Origin of the sequence: Ensifer sp. BR816 (assembly GCF_000378985.1) — a bacterium.
Taxonomy (GTDB): Bacteria; Pseudomonadota; Alphaproteobacteria; order Rhizobiales; family Rhizobiaceae; genus Sinorhizobium.
The window spans coordinates 4,843,628-4,869,970 of record NZ_KB905370.1; the positions used below are offsets into that span (position 1 = coordinate 4,843,628).

A 26,343-nucleotide genomic window follows, 5' to 3' on the forward strand; every position below is an offset into this window, starting at 1 on the left:
AGAGCCGGTTCCCGGTCTTCTTCTCGGGACGTTTTCGTCCTCTATGGGCGGGAGGATAGGCGGCCCCTCTTCCGGACGACTTAAAAATCGCGGTTAAAAAAACTTTGCGTCCTCCGATGGTTAGCAAAAGCCGAGGCGGCAAGGTTTCTCTTTCGTCAACAAGATTGCCGGCATTTTGCGGGTCTGCGGGCGGTCGGCGGAAAAGCCACGCACAAGCCTGTTGCGCCAGCTTCAAGCGATATGAAGAGACTTCGGGGATGTCGCGACTCCGGCTGTCCCCGATCCTTGTTGGCAGGGCGGCGCGCATGGTTTCGACCTATCTCGACTATAATCTCATCACGCGGGACATGAAGGTCAGCCTGAAACGCGTGTCGGAACAGACGCTCGTCGCGCGCGATACGCAATACTACAAGGACAATATCGGCAATGTGAGTTCGGTCGACGCGTTCCTCGACGACTACCGTCTCTATTCCTACGCGATGAAGGCTTTTGGCCTGGAGGAAATGATCGATTCGGTCGCCTTCATGCGAAAAGTGCTGGAAAGCGATCTCTCCGACGAGAACAGCTTTGCGAACAAGCTGACGGACGACCGCTATCGGGAATTCGCTCTTGCCTACAGCTTCAGTGGCGGCACCGCCGTCTCGCAGACGGAGGCACAACTCGACGAGATCATCGGACTCTACGATACGAGCATTCTCAATATTGCGGAGACCCAGAAGGAGGAAACCCGTTACTACAATGTCATGATCGACAAGATCACCAGCGTCGATCAGCTCCTCAACAACGACCGGCTGAGGGCCTACGTCTTCACGGCTTTCGGTATCGACGAGAACACCTATTCCCGCCAGACGCTCCGCAGCGTGCTCTCCAGCAATTCCGGCGATGCGAGCAGCTACGAGAATACCGTGATTGCTCCGAAGCTCTCCGAACTCGAGACCGCCAAAGCGGCGGCGGAGGCGCAGTTGACTGCAGGCGGTCTCACCGACGAGGAAGAGGCGGAACTCGAGAGCAAGATAACGACCTACGCGAATTCCATTTCCACGCTCAACAACTATCTCGACCTGGCCGCGGCATTCGATTTCGGCGCCGACGGCACGGCGACCGCCGGTGCGGCGCAGACTGACGAGAACACGCAGGCCGTCAACGAACTCTATGTCTCCAGCAATTCCCGCGTGACGTCACAGGCGGCGTTGTTGAACAAGGCCTATTTCGAGGAGAAGATCGCGAGCATCACGACCGTCGCCGAGCTTACCGCCGATGAGCGACTCTACAGTTATATCAGGACCGCCTTCGACCTCACCGGTGTGACGATCGTGCCTGCGACGATCAAGAACATCCTGACAAGCGATCCGGACGACCCGGACAGCTACGTCAACACGATCGGCGGCGGCGACGAGAATTACCTCGCGCTGGCCAATGCCTTCAATTTTGAGGAGGACGGGGCGCTGGCCGACGGCGACAATGCGCAGACCGCAGCCCAGATGGCGCTTACCTCCAGCCGCTACATGACGCGCTATAACGACAAGGACGATGAAGCGGATGAGAAGGCGGTCAGCGCCTACAAGACCGCCGTCGCCAGCATGACGTCCGTCGACGACTTCATCAATTCCGCTTCGATCTATGATTTCGCCCTTCAGGCCGTCGGCCTGGATCCGGACACGGCAAGCGCACGCACCATCAAGCGCGTTCTGACCAGCGACCTTACCGACCCAAAAAGCTTCGTCTACACCCTCAAGGATGAGCGATACCTGACGCTCGCCAAACTGTTCAACTTTACGACAGAGGGCGAAATCGGCGCGCCGGCGCTGGCCCAATCGGAAACGCAGATTCAGGAAACCGCGAAGAACTACATCGTCATCAAGTCCCGTTTTGGGTCGGAGGACGACAAGACCAAGGCCCAGGAGGAAGGCGAATATTATACGGCGGAGGTCGCCAAGCTTTCCTCGCTCGACGAATTTCTGGCGGACACGCGTCTCGTCACCATTGCGCTCGAGGCGAACGGCATCGACCCGGAGGGCGTGACCGCCGATTTTCTCCGCGAGATATTCACCTCCGATCTCGACGACCCCAAGAGCGTCATCAACGAACAGGAGAATTCCGCCGCCTATATCTCGCTCGTTACCTCCTTCAATTTCGACAGCGATGGAAACGTGCTGCGCGAGGACAAGGATGTCATCGTCACGCGCAACGGGCTTTACGAGACGCTTGATCAATATCTGCGCCAGACCTTGGAAGAGCAGGCGGGCGAGGACAACGAAGGTGTCCGCCTCGCGCTCTATTTCGAGCGGAAGGCGGGCTCGCTCGTCGACGCCTACGATCTCCTCGCCGACGATGCGCTTGCCGAAGTGTTCCGCACGATCTTCAGCCTGCCCGACGAGTTCAGCTCGATGGACATCGACCAGCAGGCAAAAGTCGTCGAAAAGAATCTCGATCTTGAAACGCTGAGCGACCCGGCTGAACTGAAGAAGCTGCTGGCGCGCTTCGCCGTGCTCTACGATCTGGAGAACAATACCGAAGTCGATCCGGCCGTGTCGGTGCTCACGAGCAGCGGCAGCAGCGTCGGTATCAGTGCCGATACGCTCCTGACGTTGTCGCAATTGAGGATGGGCGGGTAGGGAGAGGCGCGGCTTTCCGCCTCAATCCTGCCGGAGCACCTTGTCGGGATTCATGATTCCGGCCGGATCGAAAGCGTGCTTGATCCGTCGCATCAGCTCCATCTCGATCGGCGAGCGGATTGCCGCGAGTTCGTCGCGCTTCAACTGACCGATGCCGTGTTCGGCCGATATCGATCCATTGTATTTGAGCACTATGGCATGAATGATGGCGTTCACGTCGCGCCAGCGGGCCAGAAAGGCTTCGCGGTCCGCGCCGACCGGCTGGGAAATGTTGTAGTGGATGTTGCCGTCGCCCATGTGGCCGAAGGCGCAGATGCGCGCATCGGGGATCGCCGTCATGACTGCTGCGTCCGCCTCGGCCATGAACGCGGGAATGCTCGACACGGGCACCGAGACGTCATGCTTGATCGAGCCGCCCTCGGGTTTCTGCGCCGGCGACATGCTTTCGCGCATGTGCCACAGCGCCTTTCGCTGCGCTTCGCTCTGGGCGATGACGGCGTTTTCGATGAGGCCGTCGGCGATGCCCGCCTCAAGCAGGCTTTGCAGCATCCGCTCGGCGCTCTCGGCGGCGTCCGCGGTGGAAACATCGATCAGCGCATACCAGGGATGGGTCGTTTCCATCGGGTCGCGAACGCCCGGTATGTGGCGGGTGGTGAATTCGATGCCGAGCCTCGGCATCAGCTCGAAGCCGGTCAAGGCGGGGCCGCAGAGGCTCGATGCCCGGTCGAAGAGAGCGAGCGCATCCTCAACGCTTGCGAAGCCGGCAAAGGCGACCTGATGGCCGCGCGGTTTCGGGAACAGTTTCAGGACGGCGCCGGTGATAACGCCGAGCGTGCCTTCCGCGCCGATGAAAAGATCACGCAGGTCATAACCGGTATTGTCCTTCTTCAGCCGCCGGAGGCCATCCCAGATTTCTCCCGTCGGCAGTACGACTTCCAGCCCCAGGCAGAGCTGGCGCATGTTGCCATAGGCAAGCACGGCGGTGCCGCCCGCATTGGTCGAGAGATTGCCGCCGATCCGCGCCGAACCTTCCGATCCGAGCGACAAAGGGAACAGCCGGTCGACGTCGTCCGCCGCCTTCTGAATGTCTGCGAGAATGCAGCCGGCGTCGGCGACGATCACATGGCCGACCGCGTCGATATCGCGGATGCGGTTCAGCCGTTCGAGCGAGAGCACCACGTCGGCCTTGCCTTCGCGCGGGATCTGGCCGGCCACGTGGCCGGTGTTTCCGCCCTGTGGCACGATCGCCGTCTGGGTCTGGCTGGCGAGCCGCAGGATGCGCGACACTTCATCGACCGAAGCGGGCTTCAGCACGAGCGGAGTCGTGCCGCGGTAAAGCCCGCGCGATTCGACGAGATAGGGCGCCGTCTCCGCCGGCCCGGTCAGCGCATGGCCGGGGCCGACGATGTCCGTGAACGAGGCGATCAGTTCGGGAGAAGGAATTGCTGTGCTCATGTCCCTGCCTGCGATTTATATTGCCGAAACAGCCGGGCTGCACAGGTCTTGCGCTTCCGGTCAGACCCTCGGAGCCGCGGCCCGTTCGAGCCGGTCGACGATCGCTTCGCCGAGGCCTTCGCTAGGGATTGGCCCGAAAGCGATGGTTCGAGCGCCGCTCGCATCCGCCTTTTTCATATAGTCGAAAAGATTGGCGGCCGCTTCCCTGAGATTTCCCGCAGGGCTGAGGTCGAGCACGATCGCCGCGCTACTCTCGCCGGGCAGTACCTTGCCGCCGAAGCGGATCAGCGCCTCCCCTTGGCGGACGTCCTCGGCGTTGAGCCGCACCGCGGCCCACGGCGCATAATGCGAGGCGAGCATGCCCGGTGCCTCGATCGTCGCCCCAGCCGTTTCCGGCCTTTCAACAGGAAGACCGGTGAGCGCCTCGATTTCGGTGACGTCGAGACCGCCCGGTCGAAGCAGCCGGATCCTGCCGTCGTCGACCTTGATGATCGTCGACTCGAGGCCGATTTCGGCGGGGCCTGCATCGAGGATAAGCTTCAGTTTCGAGCCGAGGTCCGCCTCCACATGCACGGCGCTGGTCGGACTGATCTTGCCGGACGTATTGGCGCTCGGCGCCGCCAGCGGGCGCCCGAAATGCGCGATCACCCGCCGGGAAAAACCTTCAGGCATGCGGATCCCGAGCGTGTCGAGGCCGGCCGAGGCAAGCGCGTGCACGGTGCTTTCGGGTCGCTGCGTGAGGATCAGCGTCAGCGGTCCGGGCCAGAAGGCTTCCGCAAGCCGCCTGGAAATCGGGTCGAATATTACATGCGCTTCGGCCATTCCCATGTCCGAGACATGGCAGATCAGCGGATTGAAACGGGGCCGGCCTTTCATCTCGTAGATACGGCTGATCGCATCGGCACTCGTTGCGTCCGCTGCAAGGCCGTAGACGGTTTCCGTCGGGATCGCGACAGGCTCACCTTCGGAAAGCACCGCGCAGGCCGTTTCGATCGCCCGATCCGGTTCGCTGCGCGTATCGATGACTTCGGCCATGGCGTTACTGATCCTTTCCGTCGCTTCCTTAACGGAGGAGGAGGGAAAACAGAACGATTTTCTTTGTCGATGACCGGCGTCAGAGGCTGCGAATGATGCGCCGCAGCGCTTCGTCGCGTGCGCCGAGCATCAGGACGTTCTTGAGCGCCACCTTCGGGTCCTGCGTCCGGAAGATCAGACCGTTACCCCGAACATTGCGATCGACGACCATCCGCCCCTCTTCGGTGCCGGGTTGAATGGCGACGGCGAAATACATGCGCGAGTAGCTTGTCTGTATACGTTCGAAGAAGTGCGTCTCGTCGCCGAGGTCGGAGAAGAAGTTGGCAAAATAAAACGCCCAGGTGACGTCTCGTGATCGCGCGAGATGGGTCCGCGCAGCGGTCACATGGCAATAGCCGAGATGGGGACTGTCGGCGAGTGTCCGGTGGAAGATCATCCTCGGAAACTGGATGGAGGCATGGAAGCCGTTGATCCGCCTATGGGTCGTCTCTCCCGCCGTCTGTAATCTCTGTCCGGTTCTCTCTGCCACTTCCTCATGCGTCATGTAGCGGCGCTGCTCGGGCAACCACGGGCGGCGTCGGTCAATTCGCCCGGTGCGCAGGAACTCCGTGTGGACCGCCGTTTTCGGCGTCGCCGCCTGCGCCTTGCCGGCGTCGTAATATCTGAGCTTTGCCATCGACCTCTGCGTCACCTGTCGCTGAACGGATTGCACCGCCAACGAACGCTAAATCACTATGGTTAACGGAGTATTTCGGGCGCCGTGCATCGCTTTATGTCGCAAAATGGCCCGTGATCTTCGCGGCCGGGATGCCATTCCGAAAAAAGCGCGACTTTCCGGAAAATGCATCTATCACATTGTTTATTATAGAAAATGCCACAAGACTTCCAACGCGCCAGCGGCGAAAATCTCTGTCGTCTTTCTGGAACGGAATGTCGCTCACCGGCAATTGCCGAGCCCATCTGGCCGCTTAGATTCGGAGTGCTCAAGGTGCCGCTTCTTCGCAGGGAGGAGCGGAGAATTGGGAAGCCGGTCAAACTCCGGCGCTGCCCCCGCAACGGTGGTGGAGCGAAAGCCGCGGCAAAAAGCCACTGGACATTGTCCGGGAAGGCGCCGGGCAAGGCCTTCGGGCCGCTCCAGAGCCCGGAAACCAGCCTTGAAGCGAAACGACCGTAACTGGTTGCGGCGGGCAGCCGGATCGGAGCCATGGCGCACGGCATCTCTCCGGCGCGGTTCCTGTCCTGCCTGTCCGAAACAGGGCTAACGAGGACATGGGCATGGACATTCAGAACGATATGCTGCGCAAGCTGAAGACGCGTCGTGAGGGCTACAGTCTCGACCGGGCTTTCTATACCGACGCGGACTATTACCGTCAGGACCTGGAGCATATCTGGTACAAGGATTGGCTCTTCGTCGGCCACGACTGCGAAATCCCGCGGTCCGGCAATTACTTCACGCTGCAGGTCGGCGACTATCCGATCGTCATCGTGCGCGACCGCCAGGGTTCTATCCGGGCTCTGCACAATTCGTGCCGCCACCGCGGCTCGCGCGTTTGTACGCAGCACAAAGGCTCCGCGGCCAAGCTCGTTTGTCCCTATCACCAGTGGACCTACGAACTCGACGGCAGGCTGCTCTTCGCTCGGCAGATGCCGGAGGGCTTCGATCCGTCTCAGCACAGCCTGAAGCCGGTCAATTGCGAAACGGTCGGCGGCTACATCTTCATCAGCCTCGCCGATGAGCCGATGGACTTCCAGCCGTTCCGCGAGACTGTCACCGGCTATCTCGCGCCGCATCGGCTCGGCGAAACCAAGGTCGCCTATGAAAGCACGATCGTCGAGAAGGGTAATTGGAAGCTCGTCTGGGAGAACAACCGCGAGTGCTACCACTGTGCCGCCAACCATCCGGAACTCTGCCGCACCTATCCGGAGGCGCCGACCGTGACGGGCGTCCAGGGCGCGATGGACGACCCGGAAATCGGTGCCCATTGGGAAAGATGCGAGGTGGCGGGACTGCCGAGCGCCTTCAGGATCGGCTCGACCGGCCAATTCCGCATGACGAGAATGCCGCTGATCAACGGCGCCGAGAGCTATACGATGTCCGGCGACAAGGCCGTCCGCAAACCGCTCTCTGCCGGCATAAGCGCGAGCGGCATCGGCACGCTGCTGCTGTTCCACTATCCGACGACCTGGAACCACATCCTCGGCGACCATGCGATCACCTTCCGAGTGCTGCCGCTCGGGCCGGAACTGACGCAGGTCACGACCAAATGGCTCGTCAACAAGGATGCGGTCGAGGGGGTCGACTATACGCTCGAGGACCTGACGCATGTCTGGACCGAGACGAACGACCAGGACCGACAGATCGTCGAGGAGAATGCTTTCGGCATCCGGTCGCCCGCCTATGAGCCGGGCCCCTATTCGGCCGAACACGAGGGCGGGGTCATGCAGTTCGTCGACTGGTATTCGCGCTACATGCAGGACCGCCTGCCCGGCGGCGCCGCGCCTCTCTCACGGGTGGCATGACCATGGAAATGGCCCGCTCCTTCCACCATTTCGACGAGCTTCATCCCTGGAAAGATCGCCAGTATCTGCTTGAATGCGTCTCCGCGGTCGCCGAAACCGCGGATGTGATGACCTTCACCTTCCGGTCCGACAGGCCGGCCTGGTTCCGCTACCTGCCCGGGCAGTTCGTGACCCTCGAGCTCCCCGTCGGGGAGGAGCCGGTCATGCGGACCTATACGCTGTCCTCGTCGCCGTCGCGCCCGCTTTCGATTGCGGTCACCGTAAAGGCGCAGTCGAACAGTATCGGCACGCGCTGGATGTTCGACAATCTGAAGCCGGGCATGACACTGAAGGCGCTCGGGCCGCTCGGCGATTTCAGCTTCGTTCGCCATCCGGGCGAAAAATACCTGTTCGTCTCGGCCGGCTCCGGCATCACGCCGATGATGTCGATGACCCGCTGGATGGCGGATTGCGCGCCGGCAACGGATGTCACTTTCATCTCCTGCGCCCGGCAGCCGGAGGATCTTCTGTTTAAGCCGGAGCTTGAGATCCTCGCGCGCCAGATGCCACAGCTCAATCTCGGCTTTCTGGTGGAAGGCCACGAGGCACGACACGGCTGGCACGGCCTGCGCGGCCGCATCGACGCGACGAAGCTGCCGCTGCTCGCGCCGGATTTTCTGGAGCGAACGGTCTTCTGTTGCGGTCCCGAGCCCTTCATGCGGGGCGTCCGGGAGATGCTGGAGGGGGCCGGTTTCGACATGGCCCGCTACCACCAGGAAAGCTTCCAGCCGGCCGCCGCTCCGGCGGCAGAGGAACTCGCCATTCGTGCCGGACCGGTCGCCGGGGCTCAAGCCGAGGCGGCGCGGGTAACCTTCACCATGAGCGGCAAGGAAGTCTCGACCGTCCCCGGCCAGACGATCCTGCAGACGGCACGCGCGAACGGCGTCAGGATCGGTGCTGCCTGCGAGGGGGGCATCTGCGGCACGTGTCGCGTGCTGAAGATCGCCGGCGATGTCGAGATGAACCACAATGGCGGCATTCTCGATGACGAAATCGACGAGGGCTATATCCTCGCCTGCTGCTCGCGGCCGCTCGGCGACGTTCAGATCGAGGCGTAGCAATCCTGCACTGAAGGATCAGTCCGTGGTAAGCCGGCTGCCCCTTCAGCGACGCGCTGGCTGGTTGGGCAGATGCGCCTCGGCAGCCCTGACGCTGATCGCACCGGTGACCGTTCCGTCGACGCCGGTGCCCGATCCGCTCTCGGCCTCGGCCCGGCTGATGAGCAAGGGTTCTGCGAGCGGGATGGAGGTCGCCGCACTGGCTGCAGGTGCCGTGCCCGCCTTCGCGGAGGCGATGACGGTGACGATCGGCGCTTTTTCCGGAAGCAGCGCGCCTTGCGGCCATACTTTCTTCAACTCCGAAACAGACATTGCGGCGACGTTCACGTCGATGTCGCTCAGCGTTCCCGGCACGCGATAGGGGCAGCGCTTCTTCCCGCAATTATGTGACGACGAGAACTGCCACAGCGCATAGCCATCCCAGTTGCCCATCGGAAAGACGTTGCGAATGTCGGGCTTGTAGCGCGCGTACCAGAGTGGCAGGCGGGAGAGCAGCCGGTGCTGGGAGCGGTTGGCGGCGATCTGTTTCGCGGTGATGTGGTTGGTGTAGAGAATGGGGTAGCGGCCGGTGCGGGCCTTGATGTGGCCGGCAAAGATCGCAGCGTCCTCGAGCGACATGTAGTTCTCGGAATCGATCCCCTCGAGGTCGAGGACCATCAATTCGTCCTCGCGCGGCTCCGCATAATCGAGGAAGTGATTGGCCTGATCGACAGGATTGCCCGGTCGCGCCAGGTGATAGGCGCCCCAAAGCAGGCCCTGGGAGCGAGCGATCATCCGGCGCGTCTGATAGAGTTCCCGACTGACCGCATATTTTCGCCACATCGTCTTGCAGTGGGCGACGGTGTCTCCGCCGTGATCGCCGGTGCAGGTGTAGCTTTCCGGAAGGCCGTCCGAGGCTTTCGCGATGAAGCCGGCGATGCGCTTGTCCTTCAGCATCGCTTCCCAATCGATGCTGTTCAACTCGTAGGCATCGACGACGATCGCGTTCTGCCGCGCTTTCCACGGCTCGACGTCAACGGCGCGTGCGTGCACCGCCGCGAAGGTCAGGCCTACGAAGGCCGCCAGGCGCAAGATCATCCCCGAGATCGAGATTCCCCGCTTTTCCATTCTCTGAGATTGCCGACTTAGCGTTAAAGGGTCGTAAATCTCAGCCCCTCAGCCAATCTGCGCGAGACCGACGCGCCTGTACACTGACTCTTGGCGGTAAAGTGCCTCGCGATTCGGCTCTGGATTGCAATGAGCGACGCGGCGGCTTGGTGGTGCCGGGTCTAAAGGATGCCGACGCGCTTGAGGATGAGCCAGGCCAGTCCCATGGAGCCGGCAATGATCAGCCCGGCATAGAGCGTGCCGCCACCATCGGAGAAGGGGAGGGTTCCCGTGTTCATCCCGAAGAAGCCGGTAACCAGTGTCGGCGGCAGCAGGAAGGCGGTCATCAGTGACAGGATGTAAAGGTGGCGGTTTGTCTCCGAGGAAATCTTGCTGTCGATCTCCTCGTGCAGCAGCCTGGCGCGCTCCTGAAGCGCGAATACGTCGCGATCGACCGCCTCAAGCCGATCGGAAAGCCGCTCGGCGACATCGATGAAGCCCGGCGGCACCTCGTCCTCCTCCGACGCGCCGGCGCGCCGAAGCAGGGCGAGGATCGTCCTCAGATGCCGATGCAGCCGCACCACGGTTCGGCGCAAGGGCGCCAGCCCCGGCTGCTGGCGATGTCCCGTTTCGCCGTAGACGCCGTCCTCGATGACGTTCAGTTCCTCCGTCAGTTCAAGCACCAGCGTGATCAACGTGCGCTGGAACTCGGTAACGAGCATTTCGAAAAGATCGATCGGCCGGCCACATTTGGCGCTCTTCTCGACCGCCGCCTTGACGCGGTCGATGCTTCTCAGCGGATGCAGTCGTGAGGTGATGATCATCCGGTCGCTGACCGCGAAGTGCAGCCAGCCGATCGTCTTCGTCATCGTGTCGAAGGTCCGTTCGAAATCGACGAGCGTGCCGTAGACGACGTCCTCGGCAACGGTGATCGCCGCCTGGGTATCATGGCTGGTCAGGGTCGCTATCGCCGCCGGCGGAAGATTGCCGATGCGCTCGATCAGCGCGGGCGTGCGCGCATCGCTCAGCGCCAGGTGCAGCCAGACCCACCCGTCGCCGCCTTGCAGGCTGTCGACGGGTGAATCCGTCGCGATGCGAAGGCAACGGCTTTCTCCCGGCAGGAAGCGATAGGCCCAGACGAGGCCCGGTATCTCGGGAGAAATCAGGTTCATTGGAGCGCCGTCAAGAGGGCCATCACAACGGCTTCTATTCGCCCTTGATGACAGTTTTGTTACATGCTCTCGTCGCTCGGGTTGGATGGAATTGACGTTGACGTTTACGTAAAAACAAATAGGGTGCGGCCCATGAAGGAAGCTGAAGCGCGTCTGCGTCTACGGCCGCAAGAGGAGGAGAACCATGTACAAGGCACCGGTGGACGAGATCGCATTCACCCTGAAGCATGTGGCCGGCATGGCCGATGCGATGAGCGCGGGCGTCTTCGGCGAACTCGGCGAGGATCTCGTCGATGCGATCCTTTCGGAAGCCGGCCGCTTTGCGACCGACGCGGTGGCGCCGCTCGGCGATGTGGGCGACCGGCAGGGATCGCGGCTCGTCGACGGCGCGGTCAAAACGCCGGAAGGCTGGCGCGACCTCTACCACAACTGGATTCAAGGGGGCTGGAACGGCCTGACGGCGCCGGAGGCCTTCGGCGGCCAGGATCTGCCGCACATGCTGCATGTCGCCGCCATGGAAATGTGGAACAGTGGCTCCATGGCCTTCGCGCTTGGTCCGACGCTCACCATGGGCGCGATCGAGGCATTGGACAGGCACGGTTCCGATGCCCTGAAGGCGACCTTCCTGTCGAAGATGGTCTCCGGCGAGTGGATGGGGTCGATGAACCTGACCGAGCCGCATGCCGGTTCCGACCTCGGCGTGCTCAAGACCCGCGCCGAGCGCTGCGCAGACGGCAGCTACCGCATCTTCGGCCAGAAGATCTTCATTACCTGGGGTGAGCACGACTTCACCGATAACATCGTCCATCTCGTCCTGGCGCGACTGCCGGATGCGCCGTCCGGCACCAAGGGCATCTCGCTCTTTCTCGTGCCGAAGTTCCTCGTCAACGAGGATGGCACGCTCGGCGCCCGCAACGATCTCTTCTGCCACTCGCTCGAACACAAGCTCGGCATTCATGGTTCGCCGACCTGCACGATGATCTATGGCGACGGCAAGTTCGGCGGCGAGAAGGGCGCGATCGGCTATCTGGTCGGCGAGGAGAACCGCGGGCTCGCCTGCATGTTCACGATGATGAACAACGCCCGGCTTGCCGTCGGCATGCAGGGTGTGGCGATTGCCGAGGCAGCGACTCAAAAAGCGATCGCCTATGCCAGGGAACGCACCCAGGGCCGGGCGCCCGGCTGGAACGGCGCGGGCATGAGCCCGATCATCGAGCATCCGGATGTCGCCCGCACGCTCCTGACGATGAAGGCGTTGACGCAGGGCTCGCGCGCCATCGCCTATGCCTGCGCGCACGCCGTCGACATGGCGCATGCAAACCAGGGCGAGGCAGCGCGCCATTGGCAGGAGCGCTCGAGCCTGCTGACGCCGATCGCCAAGTCTTTCGCCACCGATGCCGGCGTCGACGTCGCCTCCATGGGCATTCAGGTGCATGGCGGCATGGGCTTCATTGAGGAAACCGGTGCGGCCCGCTATCTGCGCGACGCGCGCATTGCGCCGATTTATGAAGGCACCAACGGCATCCAGGCGATAGATCTCGTCACCCGCAAGCTGCCGCTCTCCGAAGGCGGCCATGTGCGCGGCCTCATCGGCGAACTTCGCGAAGTCGCTCAAGCAGTTGCGGCTCAGAACAGGCAGGAGTTCGGCCAGACTGCCACGCGCCTCGAGGCATCGATCGACGATCTCTCCGAGGCAACCGAATGGCTGCTTGCCGCGCTCGGTGATGGAAAAACAGTCGATGCGCTTGCCGGCGCGACCGCCTATCAGCGCCTCTTCGGACTTGCGTTGACCGGTGTATACCTTGCCAAGGGTGGCCTGGCGGAAGCCGGTGACGGCAAGCAGGAGGCGCGCATCGCCCTCTGCCGCTTCGCCGCGGAAAATCTGCTCGCCGAAACGGCGGCGCTCAAGGATCGTGTCGTCAGCGGCGCCGAGAGCCTCGCTGCCGCCCGCGCCATTCTCGATTAGAGCGGGATGACGAAAAAGTGCGTGCGGTTTTCCGCCCGCGGCCCGCATCTCAAGCAAACAGGAAATCCCATGACCGACCATGTGCTCGTCGAACGTCCGCAGGCCTATCCCGGCGTACAGGTGATCCGCTTCAACCGGCCCGAAAAGAAGAACGCCATCACGCGCGAGATGTACGCGAAGATGACGACTGCGCTGACGGTTGCCGGATCGGACCCGGACATTCGCGTCACCGCGTTTCTTGGCACGGAAGGCTGCTTCTCGGCCGGCAACGATATGAATGATTTTCTTGCCTTCGCCATGGGCGGGAGCATGGGAGGAGAGGTTCTTGATTTCCTTCGGGCCCTGGCGAGCGCGACGAAGCCGGTGGTTTCCGGGGTAGACGGTCTGGCGATCGGCATCGGCACGACGATCCATCTCCATTGTGACCTGACGGTCGCCTCCGCCCGGTCGGTGTTCAGGACGCCGTTCGTCGATCTGGCGCTCGTCCCGGAGGCGGCCTCGAGCCTGATCGCACCGCGCATCATGGGCCATCAGCGCGCCTTCGCGCTGCTCGCTGCCGGCGAGCCGCTCGAAGCGGCCGACGCCCTTCAGGCCGGGTTGATCTGGAAGATCGTCGACGAGAACGCCGTCGACGAGGAGACGCTGTCGCTTGCTGGACGTCTCGCGAAAAAACCGCCCGAGGCACTGCGCATCGCCCGCGATCTCATCCGCGGCGACCGGAACGACGTCCTCGCGCGAATCGACGAGGAGGCCGGGCATTTTGCCGCGCAGTTGAAGAGCGTCGAGGCGCGGGCCGCATTCGAGGCCTTCATGCGGAGGTGAGGCGCCGCGCGCTCACGAACTTGCACGTTTGTTGAGCCACTGCAGCAACTTCGTCATGCCACGGACCTATCGCGGCCGGTAGCCATCGGCTCGGCAATGCTCCACATTTGGAATGCCTAGAGGCAACTGCCCATATTTGGTGTTTAATGATGGAGTTACCGTATGCCGAATTTGATCAAGCATAGGTCTGCGAACGATGACGGGTTTGCCCGGACCGTCCATTTGAAAGTTCGCCATATGGCGAGGCATCACCGGAATGCCGCCGTCGTGGAACGAGAAGGCACTGGCTGGGCGTGGATGGCCACCGCGGGGTGAACCCATGGAACGACGGGACAAGGAAAGCGACAAGGAACAGGAGACCCTTTCCCGGCTCGAACGGGCCGCGCAACAAACTGCTGATCCAAAAACCATGCAACAGAAGGCGAAGAAGCCCGAGAAAGAATTCCGCTTCAGCCTTCGCAAGAAAGACATCTGGTGCACGGTAGGGTTCGCTGGCGCTGCCTTGCTGCTTTTTGGCATCCAAGTCCTGATCAACTGGCGCTTAGAGTGGCTTGACGCGCCTTCGCGCCTTCGCGTGCTGAATTACGTCAGGGGCGGCCTTCTCATTTTCACTATGTTGACCGTGGCGAATGTCGTTGAGATCTTTCTCATTGGCCGAATTCCCAATCGTGTTGCGCGTTTCAACCTGAAACGCATTTTTCGATTGGTCGTCGTCGTCGCCATCGTCTTCGTGGCCATTTCAGTCTTGTTTGTGAACTGGTACGGCGCGGTCGTTTCGCTAGGCCTGATTTCTCTAATTCTCGGCTTTGCGCTGCAAATGCCGATCTCCAGTTTCATCGCCTGGATTTATATTCTGGTCAGGGCGCCCTATCGCGTCGGCGACCGCATTCGCATCGGCGATGCTCATGGCGATGTCATCGATGTCAGCTATCTCGACACGACGTTATGGGAATTCGGCGGCGAGTATCTTTGGACTGATCATCCGAGCGGCCGCATTATCAAGTTTCCGAATTCCACCGTGTTTGACACGCCGGTCTTCAACTATTCCTGGCCGCTGTTTCCCTATGTCTGGAACGAAATCAAGTTCCAACTCGCCTATGAAAGCGATCTGGAATTTGTGGCGCGAACCATGAGAGAGGTCGTGGAGGAGGAGATCGGCGACATCATGAGCCAGAAGGTGAAGGTCTATAAGCACATCCTGTCGGAAACGCCGGTGGACGAACTCGAAGTGAAGGAGCATCCCGTGGTTCATTTTCGCGTCAGCGAAAACACCTGGCTGGAGGCCATCGTACGTTACCTCGTCCCGCCGAAGGAAGCGGGGCGCACCAAAACACGCTTGATCAAGGAAATGCTGGCGCGAATGAATGCAAAACCTGATCGCGTGCTGTTTCCGAAGAGCAATTTGAGGTGAGCTTCCTCACGCCACGAGTCGCATCTGGCCGGATGAACAGCGGCCGATGAGAAATCACTTCTCCAGCGTCGCAACCGCCTCGACATGCGCCGACCAGAGGAACTGGTCGATGGGGGTCACCGATGCAATGCGGTAGCCGGCGGCGACGAGGATCGAGAGGTCTCTCGCGAGCGTCACCGGATTACAGGAGACCGCGGCGATTTTCTTCACGCCCGAGCGGGCGAGTTCGTGGCATTGCGCTTCGGCGCCGGCCCGCGGCGGGTCGAAGACGACGGCATCGAAGACCTTCAGCTCCTGCGCCATCATCGGCCGGCGGAAAAGATCGCGCTTCTCGACCGTCACCGGCTTCAGCCCTTGCGTATTGCGCGCCGCGAAGTCGAGCGCCTTCAGCGCCTTGTCCTCGCCCTCGACGGCATGCACTCGTCCGGTCCGGGCGATCCGAAGCGCAAAGGTGCCGACCCCCGCGAAGAGATCGGCCACGCGCTTCGCCTTGCCGAGATGGTCGAGGACGAGTTTCGCCATCGCTTCCTCGGCCGGCCGTGTCGCCTGGGTGAAGGCGCCGGGCGGCGGCGACACCGACACGCCGCCGAAATCGATCAGCGGCTTGACCGGTTCGATGATGATCTCGCCGTTCAGGCTGACGCGGGCGATGCCTCGTACGCCCAGAACAGCCTCGACGGTCGATCGCCGTTGCCGATCGCCGAGCTTGATGTCTTCGAAGGCAAGGTCGAGACCGGTGTCGGTCTCGAGCACGGTGATCCGGAACGGCTCGGCGCCTGAGGCCATCGCCGCCGCGATCTTGCGGATGGTCGCGAGCCGCGAGACGATGCCCGGGCTGGTGATCGGACATTCGCCGATCGCGACGATATGATGGCTCTGTGCCTGGTTGAAACCGAGCAGTAGTTCCTTTTCGGTCCGCCGGGCCGTGAACACCGCGCGCCGGCGCTCACCGGGCCGCGCGATCACGAGCGGCGCCACCTCTGGGGTCAGGCCTTTCGACTTCAAGGCGTCGATGACGAGATTGCGCTTGAAGGCGTGGTAGAGCGGATCGGAGGCGTGCTGCAGGGTACAGCCGCCGCAGGTACCGTTGATGCCGTCCGGGCCGAAGTGCCGACACTTCGGTTCGGTCCGCTCCGGCGAAGCCTCCTTCAGTGAAATCAGCGTGCCATGCGTCTTGTTGACGGCCAGCGCGACCGTCTCTCCGGGCAGCGTGAAGGGCGCGTAGACGGGGCCGGCTTCGGTCTGCGCGATGCCGTCGCCCTGGGCGCCGAGGCGGCTGATGGTGACGATCTCAGTGCTCATCGCTTCAGCCCCGCAAGCAGAAACTCCCTGTTGCCGTCGCCGCCGGCAATGGGCGAGGGGACGAGGCCATGGCTTTGCCAGCCCATGTCCTCCACTAGCCAGCGTTCGAGTTCGGCCGCGACAGTCGGGGCACTCTCCGGATCCTTGAGGAGCCCGGCCTTGCTGATCGCGTCGCGTCCGGCTTCGAACTGCGGCTTGACGAGCAGGATGCAGTTGGCGCCCGGCTCGGCCAGCGACAGCGCCGGCGGCAGCGCCAGCTTGAGCGAAATGAACGAGACGTCGGAGACGATGAAGGTGATGGCCCGGTTGTCGATATCGTCCGCCGACATCGCCCGGGCATTCAGCCCTTCGATACTGGTGACCCGTGGGTCTTCCGCGATGCGCGGATGCATCTGCCCGTGGCCGACATCCACCGCCACCACATGCGCTGCGCCGCGCTTCAGCAGCACCTCGGTAAAGCCGCCCGTGGAGGCGCCGACGTCGAGGCAGGTCAGACCTGCCGGATCGAAGCCGAAATGATCGAGCGCGGCAACGAGCTTCAGCGCTGCGCGGGAGACATAGGCCTGCGCCGGATCGTCGATGGTGATCGCCGCGCTTTCGCCAAAGCTGGCAGCCGGCTTGGTCACGGTGCGACCGTCGACCTTGACGGTGCCGCGCTGGATCGCGTCCCGCGCCCGGGCGCGGCTGGCCACCAGGCCCTTGTTCAGGAGCAATTGGTCGAGGCGGATCATGCTTTGCTTGCTATCGGACATTGGCCGTCATCGCCCGTCGGGCGATACATTGCAAGGGCGTTCGGCAAGATGTGTTCTAGCCGGCCGCGCCGAGACCCACCGACTGCTTCTGGCCGAGCGCCTTGAAAACGGTCGATACGATGCCGGTCCGGTCGAGGCCGGCCTGCGCATACATGGATTCGGGTTTTGCCTGCTCCATCCAGATATCCGGCAGCACCATCGGCCGCACTTTGAGGCCGCCGTCGAGCAGGCCTTCGTCAGCCAGGAAGTGCAGCACGTGGCTGGCGAAACCGCCGATGGCGCCTTCCTCGATGGTGATCAGCACCTCGTGGTGACGGGCAAGCCGGCGGATCAGCGCCTGGTCGAGAGGCTTGGCGAAGCGTGCATCGGCGACCGTCGTCGAGAGGCCGGCGGCATCCAGGTCCTCGGCAGCCAGAAGACAGTCGGCGAGCCGCGTTCCGAAGGAAAGCAGCGCCACCTTCGTGCCTTCCTTGATGATCCGCCCCTTGCCGATCTCGAGGATCTCGCCCCGATCGGGAAGCTCCACGCCGACGCCTTCGCCGCGCGGATAGCGGAAGGAGATCGGGCCTTCGTCATAGGCCGCGGCGGTGCGTACCATGTGCTTCAATTCCGCCTCATCGGCCGCCGCCATCACCACGAAACCCGGCAGAGAGGCGAGATAGGTCGTGTCGAAGGAGCCGGCATGGGTCGGCCCGTCGGCGCCGACGAAGCCGGCGCGGTCGATCGGGAAACGCACCGGCAGGCCCTGGATCGCCACGTCGTGCACGACCTGGTCATAGGCACGCTGCAGGAAGGTCGAGTAGAGCGCCGCGAAGGGTTTGTATCCTTCCGCGGCAAGACCGGCGGCGAAGGTCACGGCGTGCTGCTCGGCAATGCCGACGTCGAAGCAGCGCGATGGATGCACGGCCGCGAAGCGGTCGAGCCCGGTGCCGGACGGCATGGCGGCGGTGATCGCGACGATCTTGTCGTCGAGGCTAGCCTCCTGCACCAGCGCATCGGCGAAGACGGACGTGTAAGCCGGCGCGTTCGGCTTTGCCTTCGCCTGGGCGCCCGTGATCACGTCGAACTTGTTGACGCCATGATATTTGTCGGCGGCGGCCTCGGCCGGCGGATAGCCCTTGCCCTTCTGTGTCACAACATGGATCAGCACCGGTCCGCGCGCATTGTCGCGGACGTTGCGCAAGACCGGCAGCAGATGGTCGAAGGAGTGACCGTCGATCGGGCCGATATGGTAGAAGCCCATTTCCTCGAAGAGCGTGCCGCCGGTGACATAGCCGCGTGCATGCTCGACGGCGCGGGTGATCGCCCGGTCGACCGTCTTGCCGAGATAGGCGGTCAGCTTCTTGCCGACTTCGCGGATGCCCATATAGGTCCGCCCGGAGGCAAGCCGCGCCAGATAGGCGCTCATCGCACCGGTCGGCGGGGCAATCGACATGTCGTTGTCGTTGAGGATGACGATCAGGCGGGCATCGAGCGCACCGGCATTGTTGAGCGCCTCATAGGCCATACCGGCCGACAGCGCGCCGTCGCCGATGACGGCGATGACGTTGCGGCTCTTGCCGTCGAGATCGGCTGCGACCGCCATGCCGAGGCCGGCGGAGATCGAGGTCGACGAATGCGCCGCGCCAAAGGGATCGTATTCGCTCTCGGCGCGCCGGGTGAAGCCGGAAAGACCGCCTTCCTGACGCAACGTGCGGATGCGATCGCGGCGCCCGGTGAGGATCTTGTGCGGATAGCATTGATGGCCGACATCGAAGATCAGCCGGTCATGCGGCGTGTCGAAGACCTTGTGGATGGCGATCGTCAGTTCGACGACGCCGAGGCCGGCGCCGAGGTGGCCGCCGGTGCGCGACACCGCATCGATCATTTCCGCGCGCAGTTCGCTTGCCAGTTGCGGCAGGTCCTTGTCGTCGATCCTCTTCAGATCGTCGGGGACATCGACCTGGTCGAGCAACGGGGTCGCTGGCATCGGATTTGTTGGCAGTTGTGTCACGCTCTCGTGCCTCGTGCGCGCCAGAGGGGGCGCGCGAATTGTTGATGAGTTCCGTCAGGATGGCTGTTTAGACGCAATCCTCGTTGAATGCAAAAATTAGGCTTTCCTGCGTCGCCAACCAAGACCCCAACGAAAAATTAGCCTTCCGGCAAGGGGATGAATTCTTGCGCGTCCCCCGGAACGATATCGAAGCGGCCACTCCGCCACTCTTCCTTCGCCTTGTCGATACGCTCCTTGGACGAGGACACGAAGTTCCACCAGATATGCCGCGGCGAGCCAAGCGCCGCGCCGCCGAAGAGCATCACGTGACAGCCGGACGGCCCCGCGGTGATGGTGATCTCGTCGCCGGGCCGAAAGACGAGAAGCTGGTTGTCGGCGAAATGGTCGCCTGCAATGATCGCTTCGCCCGAGAGAATATAGATGGCGCGCTCTTCCCATTGGGCAGCAAAGGGAGCGCTGCGGCCGGCCTCGATCGCGAGATCCACATAGATCGTATCGGTGAAGGCGGAGACGGGCGAGGCGGCGCCCTCGAATCGGCCGATGACGACTCGTGCGCGCACGCCGCCGTCGGCCAGATGCGGCAGCATGCGTTCCTCGGTGTGCGCGAAGTCCGGGTCGATCTCTTCCTTGTCGTCGGGCAAGGCCAGCCACGTCTGCAATCCGGACAGCGAGCGGTCATGGCCGCGCTGGTTTTCCGGCGAGCGCTCGGAATGCACGATGCCGCGCCCCGCCGTCATCAGGTTCACGTCGCCGGGGCGGATCACCATTTCTGTGCCGAGGCTGTCGCGGTGCTTGATCTCGCCATCGAAGAGATAGGTGACCGTCGACAGGCCGATATGCGGGTGCGGGCGCACGTCGATCGCCTGGCCGGCGCGCAGCAGCGCCGGTCCCATGCGGTCGAAGAAGATGAACGGCCCGACGAGCCGGCGCCGCGCCGTCGGAAGCGCCCGGCGCACTTCTAGGCCGCCGATGTCGCTGGTGCGCGGGATGATCAGATGCTCGATGGCGTCACAGGCCGGCTTGTCGCCGGCGAGCGGATCGGGACCAGGAAAGAAGGACATGACGCTTACTCCGGTTGGTGGGCAGTGTGAAAGTAGCGACGATCCCTCTCACCCGCTATCGGACATCGGCGAACGCAGCGTTTCCCGCCTTTGGGCGGCAATGCCAACGGAGGGCCCGCCCCTCTCCGCGGGATTAACCCGGGCCGGCAGGCCGGATGAGGGGCGACTCCCGACGGTTCCCGGACGCGCTCACTATTCCGCGTCGAGCGGCTCCACCGATTGCGGCTTGCCGTTTCGATCCAGGCGGATTTTCTCGATGCGGTCCTCGGCGGCCTTCAGCAGCGTCTCGCAATGCTTCTTCAGGGCCTCGCCGCGCTCATAGATCTCGATCGACTTGTCGAGCGCGACGTCGCCGCGCTCGAGCGCGGAGACGATCCGCTCCAGCTCCTCGACGGCCTGTTCGAAGGAGAGGGCGGAGACGTCCGGCTGCGTATTGTTGTTGTTCATCAATTACCCTCTCATCAATCTCAGTACGTGCAGGCCGGCCGATTCGGCGAGCCCCTGCAGGTCATAGCCGCCCTCGAGCATGCTGACCACTCGGTTGCCGGCGCTCCTACCGGCGGCCTCCATAAGACGACCGGTCGCCCAGTCGAAATCCTCTGCCACTAGATTGATCTGTGCCAGAGGATCGCGGTAGTGCGCGTCGAAACCGGCGGAGATCAGCACAAGGTCCGGGCGGAAATTGTCGAGAGCGGCGAGAACGCGGCTACGGAAGGCGTCGCGGAAATGCTCGCTGCCGCTGTTGGGGGAGAGCGGCGCATTGACGATATTGTGCTTGACGCCCGTCTCTTCCTTGGCGCCGGTGCCGGGATAGAGCGGCATCTGGTGGGTCGAGCAGAAAAGCACCGACGGATCGTTCCAGAAGATGTCCTGGGTGCCGTTGCCGTGGTGCACGTCCCAGTCGACGATGGCAACGCGCTCGACGCCGTGCGCCTTCTGCGCATGGCGCGCGGCGATCGCGATCGTGTTGAAGAAGCAGAAGCCCATCGCCTTGTTCTTTTCGGCGTGGTGGCCAGGCGGGCGGGCCGCGATGAACGCGTTGTCGGCTTCTCCGGCGAACACCGCGTCGATGGCGGCAACGGCACCGCCGATGCCGGTGAGCGCCGCCTCGAAGCTCGAGGGGCTCGCATAGGTATCGGCTTCGATCTGATTGATGTCCTCGTCCGGTATCGCCCGGGTGATCGACCTGAGATGCTGCTCGGAATGGGCAAGCAGCACCAGGTCCTCGCTGCCCTTCGACGCCTCGATACGCTTGAGCGGCGCGAAATTCGGATGCTCCAGCGCGAGGTTCAGCGCCCTCAGCCGATCCGGCCGCTCCGGGTGCCCGTCCGGAACTTTGTGTTCCTGGAAGAGAGCATTTTCATAGAGATGCGTGGTCATCCGCGCAAAGCTAGTGCGCGGGCCCGTCAAAATCCATGGCCGCAAGCGCAAAACCAGAAATTTTCAACAGCGCGGATCGAGCAGGATTTTGCCGTTGCGGAGCGGATCGGCCTGATGCGCCAAGGCTTCGTCCAGCCGGCTCAACGGGTAGCTTGCCGCGACCGGGCTCGCGAACAGCCTGTCGCGAAGGCCTGCAAAGCTTCGGGCAAAGGCTGCCTCGAGGGCTTCGCGCCCGGCGGAATGGACCCAGGTCCGCAGCCACAGAAAGGCGAAGCGAACGTCGGGGCGGCCGGCGATCGCCGCCTGCGGCACCGGAACCCCACTCAGCGCACCGTACTGGATGAAAGTGCCGCCCGGCGAGATGGAGCGGCTGATCAGCCCGGCGGCGAGCGTCCCGCCGACGGCATCGAGCACTGCGTCGAACCTCGTTCCGGCCGGAACGCCGCCGCCGTCGGTCACGATGATCGGGTAGCCTTCACCGAGACGGTGGCGGCTCTTGTCGCTGCGAAGGATCGCCGTGGGCGCCGAGCCTTCCAGCGCCAGCAGCTTCATCAGCATGCCGCCGATTGCCGAGCCCGCCGCCGTCACGCCGACGCTGCGATGTTCAAGCGAACCGAAATGCGTGCGCAGCGCCTCGACGAGTCGCAGCGCCGTCAGAGGGTTGACGTAGCTCATTGCCGCCTGCATGTCGCTCACATCGTCCGGCACGGCAAAGCACCATTCGGCCGGGCGGACGAGGAACTGCTGCCACAGCCCGCTGGCGCCGATCGGAACCACCCGGTCTCCGGGTTTCAGCTGGTGCACGCCTGCTCCGACCCGGCTGACGGTGCCGACGCCCTCGAAGCCGGGCACGAAGGGCAGTTCGGTGCGGGCACGATAGGCGCCGGTGACGGGGATCAGGTCCGAGGGATTGATCGCCGCAAGCGAGATTTCGACCTCGACCTCGCCCGGCGCAGGCTCGGTACGGCCGGTCTCGACAAGCTCGATGACTTGTTCGGGATCGCCAAACTGTCTAACGAGAGTGGAGCGCATGTAAGGGGTCTCGCATGGACGGTACAGAGCGGGAAAATGTCACGGAAATCCGTATTCCATTTCGCGATATAGACATGCATGGCCACATGCACAATGCGGCCTACTACGCGCATGCCGAGGCGGCGCTCGCTAACCTCTGGCGGCATCGGCCACCTATCAACAACGAACCGGCCTATCTGGTGCGCCGCTCCGCCTGCCTCTTCCATCGCGGTTTGCGCTTCGACGAGCCGGCGCGGTTGACGGTGTCCGTGGCGAAGATCGGCGGCAGTTCGGTGAGCTTTGCCGTGCGCGTCGAGGCAGGCGCGCATCTGGCGGCGGAGGTGGAAATCGTCTGGGTCGCTGTCGATCCTGCGCGCCATCAGCCGGTGCCGCTGCCCGCCGCGACGCGCGACTGGCTCCCCGCCTATGCGGTGTGATCCAGTCTCAGCGAACGGAAATGGGCGACGACGCCCATGCCGCCGCCAACACCCATCATCGCCAGCCCCTCGCTGTCCGTCGCTGTGGCGAGCATCTGCGAAAACAGCCTGACGACGAGAATCGCGCCGGAGGCTCCATAGGGATGGCCGAGCGCGATCGCGCCGCCATCGCGATTGACGCGCTCCGCCGAAATGCCGAGGGGATCGAGACTGCCGAGAACCTGGGAGGCGAACGCCTCGTTGAACTCGATGAAGTCGACCTTGTCGACGTCAAGCGCCGGATTGCGGGCACGAAGCTTCGCCATCGCTGGCACCGGGCCGAGGCCGAGCAGGTTGGGATCGACGCCCGCCGTCGCCGCATCGAGGAATTCAAGGGCATAGGACACGCCAAGCCGCCTAGCCTCGGCGAGCGACGTCACCAGTACGACCGCCGCGCCGTCATTGATCGGGCAGGCATTGCCGGCTGTGACGGTGCCGTCCCTGACGAAGACCGGCTTCAGCCGGGCGAGCGTCTCGGCCGAGGCGTTGGCCCGGGGGCATTCGTCGCTGGCGACGAGGCCGGTCGGTGTGCCGACGGGCACGATCTCGCGTCCGAAGCGGCCCTCCATCTGGGCAGCCACGGCACGGCGGTGGCTTTCAAGCGCGAACCGGTCCTGGCGCTCGCGCGAAATCCCGCAGGCCATCGCGACGTTCTCCGCCGCAACACCCATGTCCGGGTCGCCGATGACATCGGGCGCCATCCGCGCGCGCTTCACCGGCTGCAGTTCCTCGCCGCGCGCCAGCGGCGGGCGAAGCCGGATATGGGCGCGGCTGGCGCTTTCGGTGCCTCCGGCGAGATAGTATTGCCCGGCGCCGGCCTGGATCTGCCGCGCTGCAAGGATGATCGCTTCGAGCCCGGAGCCGCATTGGCGGTCGACGGTGACGCCGGGGATAGCAACCGGCAGGCCGGCCTCGAGGGCGGCGAGACGCGCCAGGTTGCCGGCGCTGTTTGCGGCATTGCCGAGGAGCACGTCGTCGATCTCCCGGTCGATACCGACGTCCGAGACGATGCGATCGATCAGAAGGGCGGCAAGGCTTGCCGGCTCGATCGCGGCGAGACCGCCGTTGACGCGGCCGATCGGGGTACGCAGCGCCGCGATGACGACCGGTACGCGGGTGGGATCAGAAGAGGCGTTCAAGGGCACCGTTCTCCTCCGCGATCCACTGCCGCAATTGCCCGGCCGCGATCTTGCCGGAAGCGGTCATCGGCATCTCCCGGCAGAGCCAGACCTTTCGTGGATGCTTGTAGCGCGGCAGGGCGTCAGCAAGATGACGCTGCAGCGCCTCACGCTCGAACCTATCATCGTTCGGCTGGACGACCGCGACAAGCTCGCTGCCGAGATCCGGATGATCGAGGCCGAAGACCAGCACCGACTGGACGCCGGCCGCAGCCATGATCGCGCTCTCGACCTCCGAGGGATAGATATTGTTGCCGCCGGAAAGCACCATGCCGCCGGCGCGGCCAAGGAGGTGCAGGGTGCCGTCCTCGTCGAGAAATCCGAGGTCGCCGACGGTGGCGAGCCGCCCATGGCGTCGAAAACCGACATTGTCGCCGCCGACTATGTAGCCATCCGATATCAGCGCGCTTTGGACGAAGATCGTTCCGGTCGCGCCCGGCGGCAGGCTATTTCCGCGATCGTCCAGAATGGCGAGGCGAACGCGCGGAAATGCCTTGCCCACGGCAGTCGGGGAATGATGCCCGTGCGCGCCGTTGACGGTGATGAATCCGAGCTCCGATGCGCCGTAATATTCGATCACCTCGGCCGCGGGGAAGCTGCGTGCTGCAGCGCTGCGGTCCGCCGGCGTCAGCTTGGCACCGGCGACGGTGATCTTTTCGACGCAGATCACCTGGGCACCTTCCGCCTCATCGCAAAGCCGCCTGAGCATCGTCGGCACCAGCACCAGGCGTTTCACCTTGGCGCCGTGTACAATATCGAGCGCCTGGCGCGGCTCGAAATGCCGGGCGCCGATGAATTCGGCCCCGGCCGCAAGGCTTTCGACCAGGGCGTAAAGGGCCAGCCCGTGCGCCAGCGGTCCGGGTGCATAGGTCGTCGTTTCCTGTCCTATGCCAAAGAAATTTTGGCCGATCTCGAGGCTGAGGCGCCAGGACTGGCGGTCGCGGATGATCGCCTTCGGTTCTCCGGTGCTGCCGGAGGTGAAGACGACGAGAAAAGGTTCGGCGCCGTCGCCGATACGGATTGGAGACGAACCGTCGAAAGCATCGAGCGAATGCGTTTGTCGCGTCGAGGGTACGTCCAGGTACAAGAGATCGCCATCAGCCCGGATGACGATTTCCGGCCGCAACTTCTCCTTCATCCGCTGGCGCGTCGAGTCCGGCAGGTGCGGATCGATGAGTGCGGCACAATTACCGCCCGATGTCGCGGCGATGAAGGCTGCGGCAAAGAGCGGGTGATTGCCGGGTTCAAGGGCAATCAGCCGGACGCGGCCGGAAAGGACGCTTTGCTCTGTTGCCTGCAGGGCCGCTTGTTCGATCGCGTGGAGAATCCGGCACGCATCCGCGACAAGCCCGCCATATGTGAAAACCCGGCCCTCCATGCGGAAAGCCGGTGCGTGCGGGCGCTCGCCCGCATGTCGCGCTATGGCGCCTGCGAGCGGCATCGCGTCAGGCGCGGGCCGGCAGCAGCGGATAGCCGGCGTAGACGGCGCGGGCCGCGAGCGTGGCGATTGCCGCCTTGAGGAGATCGCCCGGAATGAACACCAGCGAACCGGTCGCGGCGGTCATGAGCGGCGTACCGGTAACCGCGGAGAGCCACGGCACGCCGATCGCGTAAAGGGCGACGATACCGCCGATTACGGAGGCGAGGAAAAATCCGACGAACTGACGGGCTTCCGAATTTCCCGGATGTACGAAGCGCTCGGCGATCAGGCCGGTGACGAAGGCGGCAACCGACCAGCCGAGGATGAAGCCGCCCGAAGGACCGGCGAAGACGGCAAGTCCGCCACGACCGCCGGACAGCACCGGCAGGCCGATCGCGACCAGCAGGATGAACAGCAGGAAGGAAAACGCGCCGCGCTTGGCGCCGATGATGCAGCCGGCCAGCATGACGCCCATCGACTGCGCCGTGATCGGGACGGGGATGAAGCCGAGCGTGATCGGCGGGATGAGGCCGAGCACGACGACGATCGCGGCAAAGAGCGCAATGAGGACGAGGTCTCTGGTGTTCATGT

The 26,343-nt window shown here is 63.5% G+C and carries 22 protein-coding genes and 1 riboswitch; of the genes, 7 read left to right on the top strand and 15 right to left on the bottom strand.

The window, feature by feature from the left end:
* The first annotated feature begins 305 nt into the window (after window positions 1–305).
* The gene (locus tag RHIBR816_RS0123170; RefSeq protein ID WP_026187340.1) at window positions 306–2,615 is read left to right on the top strand and encodes a DUF1217 domain-containing protein; all 2,310 of its coding nucleotides are present in this window, start codon (window positions 306–308) and stop codon (window positions 2,613–2,615) included.
* Between the two features lie 21 nt (window positions 2,616–2,636).
* On the opposite strand, the gene RHIBR816_RS0123175 is transcribed toward RHIBR816_RS0123170, so the two are convergent.
* The 3 genes from RHIBR816_RS0123175 to RHIBR816_RS0123185 form a co-directional block, all read right to left on the bottom strand.
* A complete protein-coding gene (locus tag RHIBR816_RS0123175; RefSeq protein ID WP_018238989.1) occupies window positions 2,637–4,070 on the bottom strand; it encodes an FAD-binding oxidoreductase in 1,434 nt (477 codons plus the stop codon).
* A 60-nt stretch (window positions 4,071–4,130) separates the two neighbouring features.
* Window positions 4,131–5,105 (bottom strand): L-threonylcarbamoyladenylate synthase, encoded by a 975-nt coding sequence (locus RHIBR816_RS0123180; protein WP_018238990.1) that lies wholly within the window; start codon window positions 5,103–5,105, stop codon window positions 4,131–4,133.
* A gap of 79 nt (window positions 5,106–5,184) precedes the next feature.
* Window positions 5,185–5,781: a DUF6656 family protein gene (locus RHIBR816_RS0123185; protein WP_018238991.1), complete on the bottom strand. Its 597-nt coding sequence runs from the start codon at window positions 5,779–5,781 to the stop codon at window positions 5,185–5,187.
* A gap of 293 nt (window positions 5,782–6,074) precedes the next feature.
* A riboswitch (cobalamin riboswitch) is annotated at window positions 6,075–6,277 on the top strand.
* Between the two features lie 103 nt (window positions 6,278–6,380).
* Here RHIBR816_RS0123185 and RHIBR816_RS0123190 point away from each other — a divergent pair.
* Together RHIBR816_RS0123190 and RHIBR816_RS0123195 are read left to right on the top strand one after the other, a co-directional pair.
* On the top strand, window positions 6,381–7,625 hold the full coding sequence (locus RHIBR816_RS0123190; RefSeq protein WP_026187341.1) for an aromatic ring-hydroxylating dioxygenase subunit alpha: 1,245 nt from the start codon (window positions 6,381–6,383) through the stop codon (window positions 7,623–7,625).
* Window positions 7,622–8,722 carry a hybrid-cluster NAD(P)-dependent oxidoreductase gene (locus RHIBR816_RS0123195; RefSeq protein ID WP_026187342.1) on the top strand — a complete coding sequence of 367 codons (1,101 nt, stop codon included), beginning with the start codon at window positions 7,622–7,624 and terminating at the stop codon, window positions 8,720–8,722. The genes RHIBR816_RS0123190 and RHIBR816_RS0123195 overlap by 4 nt, the downstream gene beginning before the upstream one ends.
* A 45-nt stretch (window positions 8,723–8,767) precedes the next feature.
* On the opposite strand, the gene RHIBR816_RS0123200 is transcribed toward RHIBR816_RS0123195, so the two are convergent.
* Together RHIBR816_RS0123200 and RHIBR816_RS0123205 are read right to left on the bottom strand one after the other, a co-directional pair.
* Window positions 8,768–9,829, bottom strand: a complete 1,062-nt coding sequence (locus RHIBR816_RS0123200; protein WP_018238994.1) for a glycoside hydrolase family 25 protein — start codon at window positions 9,827–9,829, stop codon at window positions 8,768–8,770.
* Window positions 9,830–9,990: 161 nt separating this feature from the next.
* Entirely contained in the window at window positions 9,991–10,980 is a 990-nt protein-coding gene (locus RHIBR816_RS0123205) for a transporter (RefSeq protein ID WP_018238995.1), read from the bottom strand.
* A 184-nt stretch (window positions 10,981–11,164) separates the two neighbouring features.
* Between RHIBR816_RS0123205 and RHIBR816_RS0123210 the strand changes: the two genes are divergently transcribed.
* The 3 genes from RHIBR816_RS0123210 to RHIBR816_RS0123220 all read left to right on the top strand — a co-directional run bounded on the left by RHIBR816_RS0123210 (window position 11,165) and on the right by RHIBR816_RS0123220 (window position 15,179).
* On the top strand, window positions 11,165–12,946 hold the full coding sequence (locus tag RHIBR816_RS0123210; protein WP_018238996.1) for an acyl-CoA dehydrogenase: 1,782 nt from the start codon (window positions 11,165–11,167) through the stop codon (window positions 12,944–12,946).
* A gap of 69 nt (window positions 12,947–13,015) precedes the next feature.
* A complete protein-coding gene (locus tag RHIBR816_RS0123215; RefSeq protein ID WP_018238997.1) occupies window positions 13,016–13,768 on the top strand; it encodes a crotonase/enoyl-CoA hydratase family protein in 753 nt (250 codons plus the stop codon).
* A 319-nt stretch (window positions 13,769–14,087) separates the two neighbouring features.
* Window positions 14,088–15,179, top strand: a complete 1,092-nt coding sequence (locus tag RHIBR816_RS0123220; protein WP_018238998.1) for a mechanosensitive ion channel family protein — start codon at window positions 14,088–14,090, stop codon at window positions 15,177–15,179.
* Window positions 15,180–15,233: 54 nt separating this feature from the next.
* Here the strand turns inward: RHIBR816_RS0123220 and RHIBR816_RS0123225 are convergent, their stop codons facing one another.
* From RHIBR816_RS0123225 to RHIBR816_RS0123255, 7 genes are all read right to left on the bottom strand, one after another.
* Window positions 15,234–16,481, bottom strand: coding sequence for a class I SAM-dependent RNA methyltransferase (locus RHIBR816_RS0123225; RefSeq protein WP_018238999.1), 1,248 nt, complete (start codon window positions 16,479–16,481; stop codon window positions 15,234–15,236).
* The gene (locus tag RHIBR816_RS0123230; protein WP_018239000.1) at window positions 16,478–17,233 is read right to left on the bottom strand and encodes a TlyA family RNA methyltransferase; all 756 of its coding nucleotides are present in this window, start codon (window positions 17,231–17,233) and stop codon (window positions 16,478–16,480) included. Before RHIBR816_RS0123230 ends, RHIBR816_RS0123225 begins: the two co-directional genes overlap by 4 nt.
* Window positions 17,234–17,288: 55 nt before the next feature.
* The gene (dxs, locus tag RHIBR816_RS0123235) at window positions 17,289–19,202 is read right to left on the bottom strand and encodes a 1-deoxy-D-xylulose-5-phosphate synthase (RefSeq protein WP_018239001.1); all 1,914 of its coding nucleotides are present in this window, start codon (window positions 19,200–19,202) and stop codon (window positions 17,289–17,291) included.
* 161 nt (window positions 19,203–19,363) lie between these two features.
* Entirely contained in the window at window positions 19,364–20,287 is a 924-nt protein-coding gene (locus tag RHIBR816_RS0123240) for a pirin family protein (protein ID WP_018239002.1), read from the bottom strand.
* 192 nt (window positions 20,288–20,479) lie between these two features.
* Window positions 20,480–20,734: an exodeoxyribonuclease VII small subunit gene (locus tag RHIBR816_RS0123245; RefSeq protein ID WP_026187344.1), complete on the bottom strand. Its 255-nt coding sequence runs from the start codon at window positions 20,732–20,734 to the stop codon at window positions 20,480–20,482.
* A gap of 3 nt (window positions 20,735–20,737) precedes the next feature.
* The gene (locus RHIBR816_RS0123250; RefSeq protein ID WP_018239004.1) at window positions 20,738–21,667 is read right to left on the bottom strand and encodes a histone deacetylase family protein; all 930 of its coding nucleotides are present in this window, start codon (window positions 21,665–21,667) and stop codon (window positions 20,738–20,740) included.
* Window positions 21,668–21,730: 63 nt separating this feature from the next.
* Complete coding sequence (locus tag RHIBR816_RS0123255; protein WP_018239005.1) at window positions 21,731–22,699, bottom strand: zinc-dependent alcohol dehydrogenase family protein; 969 nt, start codon at window positions 22,697–22,699, stop codon at window positions 21,731–21,733.
* Window positions 22,700–22,713: 14 nt separating this feature from the next.
* Here RHIBR816_RS0123255 and RHIBR816_RS0123260 point away from each other — a divergent pair, with 14 nt between their 5' ends.
* A complete protein-coding gene (locus RHIBR816_RS0123260) occupies window positions 22,714–23,115 on the top strand; it encodes a thioesterase family protein (protein WP_026187345.1) in 402 nt (133 codons plus the stop codon).
* Here RHIBR816_RS0123260 and RHIBR816_RS0123265 read toward each other — a convergent pair.
* From RHIBR816_RS0123265 to RHIBR816_RS0123275, 3 genes are read right to left on the bottom strand one after another with little or no spacing between them, the layout of a single operon-like run.
* Window positions 23,103–24,293, bottom strand: coding sequence for a thiolase family protein (locus RHIBR816_RS0123265; RefSeq protein ID WP_018239007.1), 1,191 nt, complete (start codon window positions 24,291–24,293; stop codon window positions 23,103–23,105). The genes RHIBR816_RS0123260 and RHIBR816_RS0123265 overlap by 13 nt on opposite strands.
* Window positions 24,277–25,773 carry a class I adenylate-forming enzyme family protein gene (locus tag RHIBR816_RS0123270; RefSeq protein WP_026187346.1) on the bottom strand — a complete coding sequence of 499 codons (1,497 nt, stop codon included), beginning with the start codon at window positions 25,771–25,773 and terminating at the stop codon, window positions 24,277–24,279. The genes RHIBR816_RS0123265 and RHIBR816_RS0123270 overlap by 17 nt, the downstream gene beginning before the upstream one ends.
* A gap of 4 nt (window positions 25,774–25,777) precedes the next feature.
* Window positions 25,778–26,341: a biotin transporter BioY gene (locus RHIBR816_RS0123275; protein ID WP_018239009.1), complete on the bottom strand. Its 564-nt coding sequence runs from the start codon at window positions 26,339–26,341 to the stop codon at window positions 25,778–25,780.
* Between the last annotated feature and the right edge of the window lie 2 nt (window positions 26,342–26,343).